The organism is Blautia stercoris (assembly GCF_054657695.1).
This window is the reverse complement of sequence record NZ_BAAHYF010000001.1, coordinates 222,007-238,438: the sequence shown is the minus strand read 5'-3', so window position 1 is coordinate 238,438 and position 16,432 is coordinate 222,007. Positions and strand designations below refer to the sequence as shown.

Sequence of the window (16,432 nt, the reverse complement as noted above, 5' to 3'; positions counted from 1 at the left end):
CATGCGAAATGCCGGCTCCCTGCTCACTTTTGCAGGATGGGAGGTGAAACTGTTTGAGTGATAACTGGATCGTACAGAATCTAAATTCTGCCTTGCAGACCTGGAGCGACAAGCTGGCTGAGATCTGGACACTGCTGACGCAAAGCCCGGAGAATTTCAAGGGCGGGGCGATCTGGAGCGTGATGACGAACATCAACGGTGGACTGAAAGCCATCGGGTACGGCCTGCTGGTTCTGTTCTTTGCGGCGGGGCTTGTGAAAACCTGTGGGAGCTTCACGGATATGAAAAAGCCGGAACATGTAGTGAAAGCCTTTATCCGTTTTGCACTGGCACAGGGAGCCGTCATGTCCGGCATGGAGCTTTTGACCGCGATCTTTTCCATTGTGCAGGGCATCGTAACAAATATCATGTCCCACTCCGGGATGGCGGGTGGAACTGTAACGGAGCTGCCCTCGGAGATCGTGGACAAGATCGAAGCGGTGGGGATGCTGGAATCTATCCCTTTGTGGATCGTAACTTTATTAGGAAGCCTGCTGATTACGGTATTGTCATTTGTCATGATTCTGACTGTATACGGGAGAATGTTTAAGCTGTATATGTACACAGCCATCGCACCGATTCCATTGGCAACCTTTGCCGGGGAGCCAACCCAGTCTGTAGGAAAGAACTTTATCCGTTCCTACGCCGGGGTATGTCTGGAAGGAGCCATCATCGCACTGGCCTGCATCATCTTTTCGGTGTTTGCATCAAGTCCGCCGGCCATCGGGGACACCAGCCTGTCCGCCGTGACCATTGTCTGGAATTACGTCGGGGAACTGGTATTTAACCTGCTGGTACTGGTCGGGGCAGTCAAGGCATCCGACCGTATCGTAAAAGAAATCATGGGATTATAGGAGGCGAAAAAAATGGAAGAACCAAAGACACTGAGCTACGACTGGCAGTATGGCCGGGAGGAATTATTTCTCAGGGTAGACAGTTACATGAGCGATGACAATCTCTATATCGGGCTTTACCATATGGAAGATGGATACCCGGAAAGCTTTGCAGACCTTACGGTAAACCTGCCTTTTGCTCCGCTGGGCGGTATCAATGAAGCCTATATCGACCACAATTTCAGCAAAGAAAAGCTTCGTTTTATAAAGCAGCATAAGCTGGGAACGATACAGCCGGATACCGCATCCTCCGGTTACTGCATCTTCCAGAGGGTTGCATTCGACCTGAAAAAACTGGCAGAGCTTGATCCGGAAGGAACAAAAAGATTTATGGAAAGAAATGGCATCCGGCAAAGGGATGTACCAAAACAGAAACAAAAGAAAAAACAGAGATTACAAAGAGAAAGGTAGAAAACAACATGGAAGTGAAAATGAATAAAGAAATCCGAGACTATCAGGAGTCAATGTTCTGGGGCTTAAGCTTCCGGCAGTGCTTATTTTCGGTACTGGCGATCCTGGCAGCCCTTGGAATCTATTTTGTCACCCGGAAATATGCCGGGGAACAGGTAACCGGATGGCTGTGCATCCTTGGGGCGGCTCCCTTTGCAGCCTGCGGCTTTTTTCGTTACCACGGCATGACGGCAGAACAGTTTGCATGGGTAGTCATTAAATCCGAACTGCTGTACCCGAAGCGGCTGGTATTTAAGTCGGAGAACCTGTACTTTTCCTGCATGGAAGAGAGCCTGCGGCTGGGTGAGAAAATGATGGGAAACGGAGCGGAACTTCTGGAAAAGAAGCGGACGAAACAGAAGAAACCAAAGAAGCGAAGAGGAAGGGGTGATGCCTTTGATTAAAACCCTGAGTCAGACACTGAAACAGGACAAGGAAAAATTTAAAGTACCGAAGTCTGTCCAGCAGGCCATCCCGATTCGCAAGATCTGGCCAGATGGTATTTTTCAGGTGGAGAGCAAGTATTCTAGGACATTCCGGTTTACGGATATCAACTATTCCATTGCCGGTAAAGCGGACAAGACGGAAATGTTCCTGGACTACTCTGAACTTTTAAATGCACTGGATTCTGGCTGTACGGCGAAGATCACCCTGAACAATCGTAAGATCAACAAGGAAGAGTTTGAGCAGTCCCTGCTGATCCCGATGAAAGGGGACGGTCTGGACGAGTACCGGAAAGAGTACAATGACATGCTCCTTTCCAAGATCTCCGGTACCAACAACAGTATCTACCAGGAACGCTATCTGACCATCAGCGTCCACAAGAAAAACATCGATGAAGCCAGAACCTATTTCGCACGTGTGGGAACGGACATCATCACCCATCTGGCCAAGCTGTCCTCTATTGGGGAAGAGCTGGATGCAGAGCAGAGGCTACAGATCTTCCGGGACTTTTTCAAGGCAGACGTTCCACAGAGTTTTCCATTTGACATGAAAGCCTTTGCGAAAAAAGGACACAGCTTCAAAGACTGGATCTGCCCGGACACGATGGAATTCCATAACGACCATTTCAAGCTGGGCGAGCAGTACGGCAGAGTCCTTTTTATGGAAGATTACGCCAGCTATGTAAAGGATGAGATGATCTCCGAACTGTGCAGCCTTGGCAGGAACTTGATGCTGTCCATTGATATCATCCCCGTACCGACAGACGAAGCGGTGCGTGAGATCCAGAACCGACTGCTGGGCGTGGAGACAAACGTCACCAACTGGCAGAGACGCCAGAATGCCAACAATAACTTTTCAGCCGTAGTTCCCTATGACATGGAGCTGCAGAGAAAAGAGACCAAGGAAATGCTGGACGATCTGACCACCAGGGATCAGAGGATGATGTTCGGCATCCTGACAATGGTACATATGGCAGACAGCAAGAAACAACTGGACTCCGATACGGAAACCCTGTATTCCATTGCGAGAAAACACCTCTGCCAGATGGCAACTTTGAAGTGGCAACAGGTCGATGGACTGAATACCGTCCTGCCGTATGGCCTGCGGAAAATCGATGCAGTGCGTACCCTTACTACAGAATCCACCGCCGTCCTGATCCCGTTCCATACGCAGGAAATCATGCAGCCGGGAGGCATCTATTATGGGCAGAATGCCGTCAGCAAAAATATGCTGGTGGCAGACCGAAGGAAGCTGTTAAACGGAAATTCGTTCCGACTGGGTGTCAGCGGCTCCGGCAAGAGCTTCTCGGCAAAAGAGGAGATCGTAGACCTTGCCCTTTCCACGGAAGATGACATCCTTATCCTCGATCCAGAGTCCGAGTTTGCTTCTCTGGTGGAAGCCTTAAACGGAGAGGTCATCCGGATCTCGGCAACTTCTGATACCCATTTGAATGCACTGGACATGGACTCCGCCTATGGCAATGAACGCAATCCTCTGATTGAAAAGTCAGAATTTATCCTGTCTCTCTTTGAGCAGCTCGTAGGAGCCGGAAACCTTTCGGCAAAGGAGAAATCCATTCTCGACCGTTGCACGGCAGATGTGTACCGGGATTATATGAGGGGCGGATACCAGGGGCAGGTGCCGACCTTGAAGGACCTGTACCGACAGCTCATGCTCCAGCCGGAGGAAGAGGCCAGAGGGCTGGCATTGTCTTCGGAGCTGTTTATCAACGGAAGCCTGAACACTTTTGCCCAGGAAACTAATGTCAATACGAAGAGCCGTATCATCGACTATGATATCCGGGAGCTGGGCGAACAACTGATGCCCCTTGGAATGCTGGTCACACTGGATTCCATTTTTAACCGTGTGATCCAGAACTGGAAGAAGGGGAAAACGACATGGATTTTTGCGGATGAGTTTTATCTGCTGTTTCGCTACGAATACAGTGCGGACTTTTTCTACCGCCTGTACAAGCGTATCCGTAAGTATTCCGGATTTGTGACCGGCCTTACCCAGAACGTAGAGGAACTTCTAAAATCCGATACCGCCCGCCTGATGCTGGCGAACAGTGAGTTTCTGATCCTTTTGAATCAGGCCACTACCGACCGGGATGAGCTTGCGGCACTTCTGAACATTTCGGATAACCAGTTATCCTACATCACCAATGTAGGTGCCGGCCACGGACTGATCCGCTGCTCCGGAAATCTGGTGCCGTTTGAAAACTCGTTTCCAAGAAATACGAAGCTGTACCGTCTGATGACGACCAAGCCGGGCGAAGCGTAAGAGCAGTACAGATCGGGACTGGAGGTGAGAGATGAAGGATATCAAAACCAAAGAAGTCACAACAAAACCAAAGGTCAAAAATCCTGCCTCCAGAATCCCCAAAGAGCTGATGCGGACGGCCATACTGGAGAGCAAGGAAAAATCCCAGACCATCGCAAATGCCAGGGACAATGATATGGGGGAACAGTCCCCATCGGAATATGCCAGTGGGAAAGTCACATCCGCAGAAGAGTGGGCTGCCAGAAAGACTGGCAGAACCGTTACCAGAGCCGGAAAGATAGCAGCGCAGGCTTCCTACGAGAAGATTAAAACGAGAGTCGGGAGCAAAAAAGAAACCGGGAAAGAAGCTGCAAGAGAAACAGAAGGCACACAGGGCACTGATACGGCCAGCCGGGAAGCACCGAAGCAGAAGAGCTGGGAACAGGCGGCATCCCATGTGAAGGTCAAAGAACGGGAAAATCAGGAAGTCCAGATCCAGAAAGCTCAGCGGCAAAAGGCAATTTCAGATGCCGTCAAGACGAAAGAACAGAAGATCCGGGCAGCCAGGGAGACACCGAGAATCCAGAATGGGCAGGAGATTCCAGAAACGAAGCAGTTCTCCATCCGGGAACAGAGCCGGAAAAAAGCAGCCGCAGATACCGCAAGGCAGAATGCCATTTGCCAGAAACAGCCGGAAATCATCTGGATCAGGGAGAAGCCAAGGATGCAGCTGGAGCCGAAAATCATGCGGAATCGTAACATCAAGACGGCTCCCCAGTCTGCGAAGATCAGCGTCCAGCCAGAGCATAAGCTCCGGGCGGCCAGTTCCAACGCCTTGACAGTCCGAATTCAGAAGCAGATGGAACGAAGGGCAGCGAAACAGGCGGCGAAGAAAGCAGCCTTGCAGACTTCCGATGGAGTCCGCCGGATACAGAAAACGGCAAGGGCAGGGGAGAATACCTTCAAGGTAGCCAAAGCCGCCGTGGAAGCGGCAGCAAAAACCGTGCAGTCCATGATGGCTGCACTGGGAGCCGCCGGAGCAGTGATCGTTCTTCTATTGGTTATCATAGTCGGAATCATAGGAGGTGCGGCATTCTCTGGAAGCTCAGAGAGCAGCGAAGCACTCAGTCAGGAAGTCCTTTCCTACACATCAACCATCCAGAAATATGCCAATCAATATGGAATCCCTGAATACGTCTCGGTGATACAGGCGATTATGATGCAGGAATCCGGCGGCCGGGGGACCGATCCCATGCAGAGCAGTGAGTGTCCATACAACACCCGGTATTCCAACAGCCCGAATGCCATCCCGGATGCCGACTATTCCATACAGGTGGGAATCCAGTATTATGCGGACTGCCTGAAGGAAGCCGGATGCACCAGCCCACAGGATATGGATAAGCTGAAGCTGTCCCTGCAAGGGTATAACTACGGAAACGGGTACATAACGTGGGCGATTCAGAAATATGGCGGCTACAGTGCAGAAAATGCCCTGCAGTTTTCCAATGAGCAGGCTGCTTCGCATGGCTGGAGTGCCTATGGTGATCCAGAATACGTCCCTCACGTTCTGCGGTATTATTCCAGCGGTGGATTGTTTGCCGGCCTGTTTGGAGGCAACGGCCAGATCGTATCCGTGGCACTAACTCAGCTTGGAAATCAGGGAGGCCAGAAGTTCTGGTCGTGGTATGGATTTGACAGCCATGTAGCGTGGTGTGCCTGCTTTGCCAGCTGGTGTGGGAATCAGGCAGGTCTGATCGAAAGCGGCAAGATGCCGAAGTTCTCCCTGTGTGATGACGGAATCGCATGGTTCCAGAGCAAGGGAAAATGGAAGAGCCGGGGATACTCGCCAGCACCCGGAACACTGATCTTTTTTGACTGGAACGGAGATGGAACCTCAGACCATGTGGGAATCGTAGAGAAAACTGAGGGAAGTACCGTGTACACGGTAGAGGGAAACTCCAGCGATGCCGTGAACCAGAGAAGCTATAACATTAATAGTGGAACGATCATGGGATATGGTATAATTTGAAAATTGAAATAAAATATAAGTTACAACCTATGAAGAGAAATATGAAGAGAAATTTGATATGTATAAGTTGACTTTTTTATTTGATTGAAATTTTAATTTTATATGAAATGAAAAGAACCAGTGAGAGAATCGTTAAATTTCACTCACTGGCTCAATTCGTTTCAAATTTCTCGGACAACTCTGTCAGTTCTTTATTCTTTCGGGCTTCCCGTATTTTCTGCACCAAAGCAGTTAAATCATCAATCGGCATAATCATTCGCCTTAAAAATATTGTATCGTTCCGGTTTATGCAAGGAAATAACTTTACTATGCTGGTCAAACGGAACGATTATACTTATATAGCAGAGGGGGATGGAAGATGTTGATATATCAGGTAAATAGGGAAAGGAGTGTAGTGGATTACTCTGTACGGTAAATTGACTTTGGAAAACAAGTATTATATACTTTGGTTAGTTTTTGATAACTTCATCATAGTCTTAGTAATCTGGGAGATGATTTAATAAAAGAGCGAAATGAAATCAATCATGCATTGTTCAGCACAGGGCACATATTCTTGAAAAGTAATAATGGGATAAAATATCAAATTGAATGCGATATGTCCAATGGAACTATGCAATGTGTTCATTTATTTCCTGGAATAGATTTAGCATATACATCCTTTCAGCCGTTTTCTTGTTTTTCAAGAAACAAAGCAATGCCTCATATTTTAGAAATTTCATCTTGTAGCGCAGGAAGGTATGAATGTGAATATAAGCGAGATTTGAGTGAAGATTTAAAAGAAGATGACTTGCATGAGTGATACCGAGAGAGTATTATACTTCCGGAGGGAAAAATAATGAAGACTGTAATTTGCGATGATGAAAAAAGCACATGTTCCGAGCTAGAAGAGATTATACTGAAATATGCGAAAGAGAAGAGCGTTTCACTTGTGACAGAAGTTTTTTATTCTGGAGATACTTTGTTGGATTATTTGAAAAGAGAGAAAATAAACATTCTTTTTCTGGATATAGAATTGCCAGGGAAAGATGGAGTTATGGTAGGCAAATATATAAGAGAGGTTCTTGAAGAAGAGAATATATTTTTGATATATATATCTTCAAAGGAAAATTATGCATTACAGCTTTTTCAAAATCGACCATTTGATTTTTTGGTAAAGCCAATAGAACCGGCGAAGATATATCATGTTTTGGATAATATTTATCGTATATCGGAAAAAAATAGTGTGGGATTTGAGTTCCAAACTCAAAATAGTACATATCGCATTTCGTATAAAGATATTTTGTATTTTCAAAGTACTGGACGAAAAATTAATATTGTAATGAAAAAAGAGATCAGAACATTTTATGGAAAATTGAATGAGGTTGAAAAACGAATTCCAGAAAATGTTTTTTTAAGAATACATAAATCGTATTTAGTAAATAAAAATTATGTAAAGGAATTTACATACGAGTGGGTAAAAATGCTGAATGGAGATGTACTAAATATAAGTAAAATTAATCGTGCAGATGTACGAAGAAAGATTTTGGAGAGTGCTGCAGATGAGTTTAAAAATATTTAATGATATTATAGCGTTACTGGCAAATGCATTACGTTTTTACGCATTGAAGTATTTTGTTGGTATTTTTGTGCAAAAAGAAGAGAGTAGATGGAAGCATGTCTCTATTTTATATATTATAGGCTGGGCATGGACAAGTGCGATAAGCTTGCTATTTTCCTCTCCGGCTATGAATATTTTGTCAAACATTACAAGTCTTTTTTTGATTTTTTTTCCATACCGCATAAAGAAAACAGAGAAATGTTTGGCTGTATTTATTATATATGTGATTAATGCTTTGGTTGACAGCATTGTCATTTTATCTTTAACAAAATATACGATGGGACAGCCGGTGAATCAGGTATATGAATGTATCACTAGCTTTGCTTTATTATTTATTTCAATTATTATCCAGAGGACAACAGAACCCGAAAAAGAAATTACATTACCGGCATTAAATATGGCTGCACTTTTAATGGTTCCTGTTGTCAGTATTGTATATATATATTATCTGATTATTGTTGCGCATGAAATAAAAGAAATTGTTATTTTTGCAGCACTGGCACTTCTTTTTATTAATATTCTCATTTTTTATCTGTATCATTCACTCCTTAAATTTTATTCTGCCCGTATGAATGAGCAGGTGTTTAAACAGATGTTAGAAGTTTATTCTTATCAATTAGATATAGCCAGAGAATCGGAAGAACGGGTGAAAGCATTGAGGCATGATATAAAACATCATATCATTGAGTTGTCTGCAATGGCTAAAAAAAATAATAATGACGACATGATAAAATATTTAAGCGGCATGAAGGATTTTATGCTAAATCCAAAAGAATATTCAACTACAGGTAACCAGGAAATAGACGGAGTATTAAATTATATGCTGCAGAAAGCAAACAAGACGCTGAATCAAGTAGATGTTCAAATAAATATTCCGGAAGATCTATATTTTAATAATTTTAATATTTGCGTGATTTTGGGAAATCTGGTAGATAATGCGGTAAGAGAGGCCAGTAAATCGAAGGAAAAGTTACTAACTATAAAAATGCAAATAAAACAAGAGGTGTTATTAATCTTTATAGAAAACAGCTATTCAGGAAAAATCCTTGAAAAGAGAAATGGACTGCAGACAACTCAGCCAGAACTTGCAATACATGGTATTGGATTAGAAAATGTAAAAAAGGTGGTCATTGACAATGGAGGAGAAATAAAAATAGATTATACATCTAATAGATTCTGTGTTCAGGTTCTTTTATATATGTCGCGGATTAAAAACTAAGAGACTCGTTAGGGGTCTCTTTTTTACTTGAAAGAAAAGTCTAATTTTGACAAAATCGTGGGCGAATTTTGACAATCGAATAAATAATCAATAATTGTATGCTACAATTCAATCACTTCAAAGGAAGGTGCAAGCCAATGGATAGGGAATACACATACTGTATCCCTTAGCTGAATTATAGGAGAAAAAATATGATGAAAAAAATAAGAGGTTTTAGTCTGATATTATGTGCATGTTCGGTTTTGGCTGGATGTAACAAGAGTGCTGTAGATGTCAAAGAAAAAGCAGGGGAAGAAATAGTTTCAATGGAAGAAGCAGAATATAGTTTCCCGGAGAAGTATGAAAAAACCTCTGATTCAGGGAAGGTAAAATTTAATTGTGAGTTGGAAGTGCCGGAAAATATAAAAGGACAAGCCATAAGCACAGTTGATGTAAAGGGACTGTATAGATGTGACAGAGAAAAAGCATGGACTATATTCGGTGAAGGAAAAGAAATAATTGAAAAACCAGAAACTCCGGTAGATGAAGGGAGGGCACCAGAAGACTATTATCTATTTGCAAATGATGAAAGTCTTGATATAAATGAAGGAATTACTTACGGAAGCAGTAATTCCAAATATTATTCATATATCGGTGTAACTAATCCAGACAATCGAGCTGTATTTGAAGAAACGGAAGTTTCTTTTAAAAGCGGCGAAGAATGTATTACAGAATTAAAAAAAATAATAGATGAATTGGGATACCATTCAGAAGACCTTATATTTGCCTGTTACCCCTTGAATTTTCAGACAATGAAAAAACTGGAAGAACAATATTTACAGGAAGGTTATTTGGCAGAAGAAAAAAGAAAGGAAAGTTGGAGTCAGGAAGATGACGCATATTTTATTTACGGGTATCAAAAATATGAAGATATTCCCATTTTTCATGAAATGATGAGTATTGCCAGAGTTATGGCATATGATACTCCGGATAATGCCCCGATTCAGGCAATATATTCTACCCGGGGAATAGAAAAGCTGGACATCAGCGGCGTTTATGAATTTGAAAAGGGAAAACAACAAGTTACGCTGAAGCCTTTCGAGGATATTGCTGCTGTGGTTGAGGAAAAATTTGAGAACATTTTGAATGATGCTGATTATGAAGTAACAAGAGCAAAATTCTATGAGAGGGTATATCTGGATGAGAAACAAAAATATAAGGCAGATCCTATCTGGTATTTTGAAGTAGTCGAAAATAATATAAGTAAATCTGTAACCTTAATTAATGCGGAAACAGGAAAGGAAATATTCTTGCAATAAAAGATTAGCGAAAGGGATGTTTTATGAATAAATCCACAATTCCTTATTCGATTGTAGAAGAACGAAGAAGGCTTAATAAATGTATAGAAAATGCTCCGAATGAATGTGAGAGAGAAATATATAGAAAAATCAGAGATATGAAGATACCTTATGACAAATTGGATACAATTCTAGAAACAAGCAAAGAGCTGATTAAAGAAAAGGAGAAACAAAGAAAAATAAAAAAAAGGATGTTATTCCTGATAGATGTAAGTGGTTTTGCTGCAGGTATTTGTATATTTATTTTTTTCTGTAGCAAAAGAGCCGTTTACAAAAGGAGAGAAGCGGATGAATAGAGCACATTATTTAAAAACGGATATCCGTCGTCTGATAAAAAATTATCCAATATATTTAGGCATTGTGGGTGTTGCAATATCCATGTGGTTTTCACTTGAAGATTCTGCATTTACTGAGGGAATGGTAAATGGAAATGCGTTGGATACATACGATTTGGCTGTTGGTATGTCCGGAATCATGATTGCCTATGTTTTTTGTGCATTTTCTTATGCAACTGTGTTTTGTGAGGATTTGGAGTATAAATATGCCAGATATAGCATCAACAGAGGAAATACATGGAAATATGTGGTATCCAAGGCAGTGGTTGTTTATGGATCGTCTGTGATCACTATGGTTTTGGGAAGCCTTCTGTTTGTTGCGTCTATAAGGTTAAAGATACCTTGGACTTCAGAGGGATTACAGGATATTTTTATGGAAGGAATGTACGGTTCACTGATTGCCGGAGAACACTACTGGTCTTATGTTTTTTTATGTGCATTGCAAATGGGAATGCTGGCAGGGACCTTGTCATTGGCGGCTTCATTTCTGTCTATGTTTGTTTCTAATAAAATGCTGATATTGATCACACCTATTTTAATACAGCAGATATTATTGGAATATCGTGGAAAGGGCTGGTTCAGCGTAATGCTGATATATCCGACCTTGAATCGGTTTTCGACGGATATACAGTACTTTCTTACAGTCTTTGGCTGTAGCTTGTGTTTTTCGGCACTGCTTACCTGGGGAATCTACAAAAAAATAAAAAGCAGATTATAGAGGTGGGAGTATGAAGTTATTACAGTATACCTGGAAAAATTCCATGATGAAAATCGCCAATAGCAAAATGGCAGTTTTTGTAATATTGATGATTGTAGTCAGCCGGTCATATGTAGGGGCTATCCGACAGTTTTCAGTTGCAGTGGACTACCCGTCCTCTTGGTGCGTATTTCCATTTGCGATGTGTAGTTTTTCTTATCTGATTATGTTTTGGTTTGGAGTAATTTATGCGAACTCGGATGTGCCTTTTATGCAGCATGTGAATATGTATCATGCAATCCGTGTAGGAAGAAAGTGTTGGGCATTAGGGCAAATAGGAGGGATTTTTATTCGTTCCATTGTTCTTACTGTTGTGGCAGTCATCTGCACAATACTTCCTCTTTTACCGGACATTGAATGGAGCAATGAATGGGGAAAGCTGCTGAGAACGGCAGCAACGACAAGGGCTCTTACGCAGTTTGATAGTTCTGTGTTTATTTATTACGAGATTTTCTCTGAATTTTCGCCATTACAGCTTATAGGGCTGGAGATTCTTCTTTGTGCCTGTATCTGTACATTTATTGGGGTTCTGATGTTCCTGCTAAGTTTGTTTTTGAATAAGATTGCTGCAGTTGCAGGTGGTCTTGCCCTGGCAATCGCTCTATTTCCCGTGCTGAATATACATCCCATGATACGTCATAAACTGGCCTTTTTTATCCCGACGATATGGGCTGAACTGGCAAGAATTGCAACCCCGGATTATGGTTACTATTGGCTGCCATCTATACCTTATATGTTTGGATTTTTAATAGCAGGGATTTTGTGTATGACGGTCATTATTTTAATAAAGGTAAAAAAAATAGAATTTAACTGGGAAAATGAGGATATATAGCGAGGAGTGAAATATATGGACAGGCAGGATTACGTAATTGAAGTATCTCATGTAAGTAAAAGCTTCAAAGATAACAAAGTTTTAAAGGATGTTTCACTTTTATGTGAAAGTGGCAAAATTTATGGTCTTGTAGGGCACAACGGTTCTGGAAAGACTGTTTTGTTTAAGTCTATTTGCGGTTTTCTTTCCTGTGATGAGGGAACGATAACTGTCAATGGTAAAGTGATGGGGAAAGATAAGGATATGCTGACCGATGCGGGGATCATTATTGAGGATCCGGGTTTTTTGCGGACCTGGAGTGGCTATCATAATCTGGAATTTCTTTATACTTTGCGAAACAAAAAGAATAAAGATTATCTCTGCTCTGTTCTGAGAAAGGTTGGTTTGGATCCTGCATTGAAGCGACCGGTTGGAAAGTATTCACTGGGTATGCGTCAGAGACTTGCTCTTGCACAGGCCATCATGGAAGATCCGGGAATTTTGATTCTGGATGAACCTATGAATGGTCTGGACAAAAACGGGGTAAGAGAGATCAGGGAGCTTCTGTTAAAAATGAAAGAAGAAAATAAACTGATTATTCTGGCTAGTCATAATCGGGAGGATATAGAGGTTCTTTGCGATGAGGTATATGAGATGGAGGGAGGGGTAATCAGTAAAGCAAGTGTAGGCAGTTTACATGTAGAAGGACGTTATACACCGTGATTTGTAATTAGGAGCAGAAAATGAGAAAAGACATAATGATTTCGGGTATATGTGCGTTATCGCTTATTATGCTGACTCAAAATGCGTATGCACAGACATATGAAAAGGAATCCGCATCAGGCAAAGTCAGGTTTCAGTGTGAATTAGAAGTTCCAGAGAATTGGAATGGAGAAGAGATTCCCAAATTTATTTTAGAAAGTGTGCATTTTGCGGATAGTGAAAAGGCATATGCAAATTTTGTAGAAGGAAAAGAAATTCTCGAGCATTATAATACTCCTGCTAGTGATCTATATCCGGAAGAAAACTATTATGTTTTAGCGGATGGTACAAATGTAGGGATTGGAATGGAGTTTGGAGTATCAACGGAAAAATCGGCTTATTATGCTCAAATAGGGGTGACTAATACGGAGAATATGGAGAAGTTTACTTCTGCGACAGAATCTATTGTAAACGATCAGGATGCTGTACAAAAAGTAAAAGAAACTCTTGAAAATGCCGGATATGCAGTAGAAAATTTAGTTTTTCAGACTTCTTCTTTGAGCGCGGATATACTTCGGGAAATTGAAAACCAATATGTTGCTGAAGGATTGCTGGAAGAGAGTAAACGAAAGCCTGAGTGGACAAACGAGGATGATGTATGTATCGTATATGCAAGACAGACAGTAAGTGGGATTCCTGTGTATCCTGAATTATCGGTTATGGCACAGGCGCTTGCATATGATACGCCAGAGTCCAGTCCAGTGGTTGCTGTTTGTTCTACACGGGGGATAGAAAGCCTGCGTGTGTATGGTCTTTATGATTTCCAGGAAGATGGGGAAAATGTACCGTTAAAAGGTTTTGACGAAATCGCAGCAACGGTAGAAACAAAGTATGAAAACTTATTAGATGAATCTACTTATACAGTGACTCGGGCAAAATTTTATGAGCGTGCATACATAAATGAAGATCAGCAATATACGGCAGAACCAATCTGGTATTTGGAAGTAAATGACAATAATTCTCAAAAATACGTCATGCTGGTTAATGCTGAAACAGGTAAAGAGATATATTTAATGTAGGATTAATATTAAAGAGAGAAATTCAGTAGGAATTGTGAATATTGCAATTTTTCCTGTGAAGAAATAGAAAATGTTGCTTTGCTAAAATAGAAATATGAAAGACACAAAATACAAGATATTAGCATATTTTGACAATCAATCATATCTAAAACTATTCAATGAGGTAAACTCAGATTATGCAGAAAATCTACAAATTTTACTGCATAATTTGAGTTTATTTTCTTATGATGTACTTATAATAGGAGTAATCCTTTATAAAGAGAACATAAGTAATATTATATCTGCTATTAGAAAGATAACGCAGATACCAATTATTATTTTGACGGATGCCTCCTCTTTATTGTGTATGTCATGGAAAAAAGAGTTAATATACGCCGGTGCAGATTGCGTAATGGACATAAATAGCACTATAGAAGAACTAGATCTGCAGATTTTTTCATTAATACGACGAAATAATGAACGAAAAATAACCAAAAAACAATCTGAAACAATGGTCAATAAGGGGAAACTTGTAATGAATTATAAGAAACATAAAGTAGTCTGGAATAATGTGGTATTACATTTAACACGACAAGAATATGATTTTCTGTATTTATTAGCATCAACTCCGATGAGAGTATATACATACGAGCAGATTTATCAGCTTGTCTGGAAAGATTATTCTGTTGGCGATATAAAAAACATTATCTGGTGTCTGGTAAAAAGATTGAGAAAAAAGCTGAATACAGTTGAGAATGGTGCTGGAAACTGTATTGTCAGTGTCCGGGATATTGGTTATAAATTTGAACTGAATAAAGAACGTGAAAAATTGTAGGGCGAATGATCCGTAAAAAGATTGTTCGTCTTATTTTTTTGAAAGAAGGTGAAAAACTGACTGTCAGGTGACAGTTATCTGACCGTTAACTGACAGGTGCATTCCATACACTGTCCTTTGTAAAAATACCGTTACAAAGGAGTTGCATGTTTGCAGGAAAACAGCAGAAATGCCGGGCATTCCTGTAAGCAGGAAGAACGAGCCAGATCACCGCCACACTCCGATTTGATTTCACAAAAAATACATATCGGAGGAAGAAATAAGTGGCTTATAACAAAGCAAAAGAAGAATATAAATGGAAGCAGTGGAAAGCAGAGGAAGAGAAGCTCCTGCGTGAACAGGGCGTGGATGAAGAGACGATCCAGAAGCTTCGGGAGTATGACTGGGACGATTTCAATGCAGAGCGGAGATTCCGGGAACACCAGACCTCGCTTCTGGACTGTATGGAACTGCTCCTGGAAGAAAAAGAAACCAAAGAGTCCCAGCCGGAGAGCGTAGAAGCCCTGCTGGATACCGTGGAGAACGAAGAACTGCTTCAGATTCTGTTATCAACTGATAAGAAAACTCTTCAGATGATTGTCCTGAAGATGATGGGATATGCACCAAAAGAGATCAGTCATCACATGGAACTGCCGGAGCAGACGGTTTATACAAGACTGCGGAGATTAAGGGAAAAGATCAAAAAGTCCATGAAATTTGAATAAAACAAAAGGTTCTCATCGGCTGACTATTAGAACGAACAGACAGGAGGATTGATACGATGGATGAGAAAGAAGTGTCCGAAATGCAGGAAGAAATGATGACGGTACTGGTAGTCGAGCCGATGAAGGCCCCCTATGTCAAGCACATCCCAAATGAGCTGGAGGATCTGCAGCAGGCGGTAGGCGGTGACATTGAAATGACCTATCCGTTTGATGATGAAGTTGGAATCCTTTTAAACGGCAATGGAAAATTTGAGGGATTGCCACTGAACCGGGCGTTATATGATGATCATGGACAGGTCTATGATGCGATAGCCGGGACTTTCCTTGTAGTAGGGCTGACAGAAGATGATTTTACTTCGCTGACACCGGAACAGATTGAAAAGTTTAAAGAAAAATACCAGTCACCGGAAATTTTTACTCTGTTTAACGGAGAACTCCATGTGATGAAGATGCCGCCGGAAGAAGAAAAAGAACAGAAAGAAAGCCGGAAGAACGATGCAAAACAAAAGAATCCGGCAAAGAAGAAAAACAGATCCGGGGCTGCAAGATAAAATATTTTTTTGTGAAGTGAATAAAAAAATACACTGCCATCGGCTAGTAAGCAGAGGGACATCCCTCGGCTGTTCTTTGGCAAGTGAATATCGGCACTACAGGTACGTTCCCAACCGTAGAAGCGTGACAGTATGAGCGCCATGATTAAGTATAGGGTAAAGATTCTTAGACTTGGAGCGAGAAAGCATAGCTGTGAATAAGGCGGTGGCAGCCTTTCGCCAGGATCACGGATGGGGGATAATGATACACGTTACCAGCCAGAGAGCGGAAGATGGACTCCGGGTTGTAATCAGAAAGACCCTCAGGACATCTGTGAGCGGCGGCAGGCCAGCCGCCCGCCTGTAGTGTCCCCTTTCCCAGAAGAAATACAGGGATAGTTCCGGGGGTGCGAGGTCAAATGCGGAACAG

17 protein-coding genes and 1 pseudogene are annotated in these 16,432 nt (G+C 41.9%); 17 read left to right on the top strand and 1 reads right to left on the bottom strand.

What is annotated here, in order from left to right:
* Positions 1–53 precede the first annotated feature (53 nt).
* Genes ACYQ2D_RS01225 through ACYQ2D_RS01205 form a run of 5 tightly spaced genes read left to right on the top strand, consistent with a single transcriptional unit; the run spans position 54 to position 6,117 of the window.
* The gene (locus tag ACYQ2D_RS01225) at positions 54–893 is read left to right on the top strand and encodes a VirB6/TrbL-like conjugal transfer protein, CD1112 family (protein ID WP_008400038.1); all 840 of its coding nucleotides are present in this window, start codon (positions 54–56) and stop codon (positions 891–893) included.
* A 12-nt stretch (positions 894–905) separates the two neighbouring features.
* Complete coding sequence (locus tag ACYQ2D_RS01220) at positions 906–1,343, top strand: DUF4313 domain-containing protein (protein ID WP_015513380.1); 438 nt, start codon at positions 906–908, stop codon at positions 1,341–1,343.
* Positions 1,344–1,351: 8 nt separating this feature from the next.
* Complete coding sequence (locus tag ACYQ2D_RS01215; RefSeq protein ID WP_015535752.1) at positions 1,352–1,786, top strand: PrgI family protein; 435 nt, start codon at positions 1,352–1,354, stop codon at positions 1,784–1,786.
* Positions 1,773–4,109 carry a VirB4-like conjugal transfer ATPase, CD1110 family gene (locus ACYQ2D_RS01210; protein ID WP_487247152.1) on the top strand — a complete coding sequence of 779 codons (2,337 nt, stop codon included), beginning with the start codon at positions 1,773–1,775 and terminating at the stop codon, positions 4,107–4,109. The genes ACYQ2D_RS01215 and ACYQ2D_RS01210 overlap by 14 nt, the downstream gene beginning before the upstream one ends.
* 31 nt (positions 4,110–4,140) lie before the next feature.
* A complete protein-coding gene (locus ACYQ2D_RS01205) occupies positions 4,141–6,117 on the top strand; it encodes a lysozyme family protein (RefSeq protein WP_459784424.1) in 1,977 nt (658 codons plus the stop codon).
* A 178-nt stretch (positions 6,118–6,295) separates the two neighbouring features.
* Here the strand turns inward: ACYQ2D_RS01205 and ACYQ2D_RS01200 are convergent.
* A pseudogene (locus tag ACYQ2D_RS01200) lies at positions 6,296–6,367 on the bottom strand (XRE family transcriptional regulator); the annotation flags it as partial.
* Positions 6,368–6,670: 303 nt separating this feature from the next.
* On the opposite strand from ACYQ2D_RS01200, the gene ACYQ2D_RS01195 reads away from it, so the two are divergent.
* The 12 genes from ACYQ2D_RS01195 (at position 6,671) to ACYQ2D_RS01140 (ending at position 16,023) form a co-directional block, all read left to right on the top strand.
* Positions 6,671–6,916 (top strand): hypothetical protein, encoded by a 246-nt coding sequence (locus ACYQ2D_RS01195; RefSeq protein WP_459784423.1) that lies wholly within the window; start codon positions 6,671–6,673, stop codon positions 6,914–6,916.
* A 36-nt stretch (positions 6,917–6,952) separates the two neighbouring features.
* Positions 6,953–7,675 (top strand): LytR/AlgR family response regulator transcription factor, encoded by a 723-nt coding sequence (locus ACYQ2D_RS01190; protein WP_459784421.1) that lies wholly within the window; start codon positions 6,953–6,955, stop codon positions 7,673–7,675.
* A complete protein-coding gene (locus ACYQ2D_RS01185; protein ID WP_459784419.1) occupies positions 7,656–8,933 on the top strand; it encodes a GHKL domain-containing protein in 1,278 nt (425 codons plus the stop codon). The genes ACYQ2D_RS01190 and ACYQ2D_RS01185 overlap by 20 nt, the downstream gene beginning before the upstream one ends.
* 191 nt (positions 8,934–9,124) lie before the next feature.
* Positions 9,125–10,231 (top strand): hypothetical protein, encoded by a 1,107-nt coding sequence (locus ACYQ2D_RS01180; protein ID WP_459784417.1) that lies wholly within the window; start codon positions 9,125–9,127, stop codon positions 10,229–10,231.
* A 23-nt stretch (positions 10,232–10,254) separates the two neighbouring features.
* Positions 10,255–10,566: a hypothetical protein gene (locus tag ACYQ2D_RS01175; RefSeq protein ID WP_062807182.1), complete on the top strand. Its 312-nt coding sequence runs from the start codon at positions 10,255–10,257 to the stop codon at positions 10,564–10,566.
* On the top strand, positions 10,559–11,323 hold the full coding sequence (locus ACYQ2D_RS01170) for a hypothetical protein (protein ID WP_062807183.1): 765 nt from the start codon (positions 10,559–10,561) through the stop codon (positions 11,321–11,323). Before ACYQ2D_RS01175 ends, ACYQ2D_RS01170 begins: the two co-directional genes overlap by 8 nt.
* 10 nt (positions 11,324–11,333) lie before the next feature.
* Positions 11,334–12,194: a hypothetical protein gene (locus ACYQ2D_RS01165; RefSeq protein ID WP_062807184.1), complete on the top strand. Its 861-nt coding sequence runs from the start codon at positions 11,334–11,336 to the stop codon at positions 12,192–12,194.
* Positions 12,195–12,209: 15 nt separating this feature from the next.
* Entirely contained in the window at positions 12,210–12,896 is a 687-nt protein-coding gene (locus ACYQ2D_RS01160; protein WP_459784414.1) for an ABC transporter ATP-binding protein, read from the top strand.
* A 20-nt stretch (positions 12,897–12,916) separates the two neighbouring features.
* Entirely contained in the window at positions 12,917–13,954 is a 1,038-nt protein-coding gene (locus ACYQ2D_RS01155) for a hypothetical protein (RefSeq protein WP_459784413.1), read from the top strand.
* 514 nt (positions 13,955–14,468) lie between these two features.
* Entirely contained in the window at positions 14,469–14,768 is a 300-nt protein-coding gene (locus ACYQ2D_RS01150; RefSeq protein ID WP_459784412.1) for a winged helix-turn-helix domain-containing protein, read from the top strand.
* 263 nt (positions 14,769–15,031) lie between these two features.
* A complete protein-coding gene (locus ACYQ2D_RS01145; RefSeq protein ID WP_459784411.1) occupies positions 15,032–15,472 on the top strand; it encodes an ECF-type sigma factor in 441 nt (146 codons plus the stop codon).
* 56 nt (positions 15,473–15,528) lie between these two features.
* Positions 15,529–16,023, top strand: coding sequence for a DUF3846 domain-containing protein (locus ACYQ2D_RS01140; RefSeq protein WP_138276767.1), 495 nt, complete (start codon positions 15,529–15,531; stop codon positions 16,021–16,023).
* Positions 16,024–16,432 lie beyond the last annotated feature (409 nt).

Coding starts and splice junctions, on each gene's coding strand:
- ACYQ2D_RS01220 (WP_015513380.1), top strand. CDS start 906: ATGGAAGAACCAAAGACACTGAGCTACGACTGGCAGTATGGCCGGGAG.
- ACYQ2D_RS01215 (WP_015535752.1), top strand. CDS start 1,352: ATGGAAGTGAAAATGAATAAAGAAATCCGAGACTATCAGGAGTCAATG.
- ACYQ2D_RS01210 (WP_487247152.1), top strand. CDS start 1,773: ATGCCTTTGATTAAAACCCTGAGTCAGACACTGAAACAGGACAAGGAA.
- ACYQ2D_RS01205 (WP_459784424.1), top strand. CDS start 4,141: ATGAAGGATATCAAAACCAAAGAAGTCACAACAAAACCAAAGGTCAAA.
- ACYQ2D_RS01190 (WP_459784421.1), top strand. CDS start 6,953: ATGAAGACTGTAATTTGCGATGATGAAAAAAGCACATGTTCCGAGCTA.
- ACYQ2D_RS01185 (WP_459784419.1), top strand. CDS start 7,656: ATGAGTTTAAAAATATTTAATGATATTATAGCGTTACTGGCAAATGCA.
- ACYQ2D_RS01180 (WP_459784417.1), top strand. CDS start 9,125: ATGATGAAAAAAATAAGAGGTTTTAGTCTGATATTATGTGCATGTTCG.
- ACYQ2D_RS01175 (WP_062807182.1), top strand. CDS start 10,255: ATGAATAAATCCACAATTCCTTATTCGATTGTAGAAGAACGAAGAAGG.
- ACYQ2D_RS01170 (WP_062807183.1), top strand. CDS start 10,559: ATGAATAGAGCACATTATTTAAAAACGGATATCCGTCGTCTGATAAAA.
- ACYQ2D_RS01165 (WP_062807184.1), top strand. CDS start 11,334: ATGAAGTTATTACAGTATACCTGGAAAAATTCCATGATGAAAATCGCC.
- ACYQ2D_RS01160 (WP_459784414.1), top strand. CDS start 12,210: ATGGACAGGCAGGATTACGTAATTGAAGTATCTCATGTAAGTAAAAGC.
- ACYQ2D_RS01155 (WP_459784413.1), top strand. CDS start 12,917: ATGAGAAAAGACATAATGATTTCGGGTATATGTGCGTTATCGCTTATT.
- ACYQ2D_RS01150 (WP_459784412.1), top strand. CDS start 14,469: ATGAATTATAAGAAACATAAAGTAGTCTGGAATAATGTGGTATTACAT.
- ACYQ2D_RS01140 (WP_138276767.1), top strand. CDS start 15,529: ATGGATGAGAAAGAAGTGTCCGAAATGCAGGAAGAAATGATGACGGTA.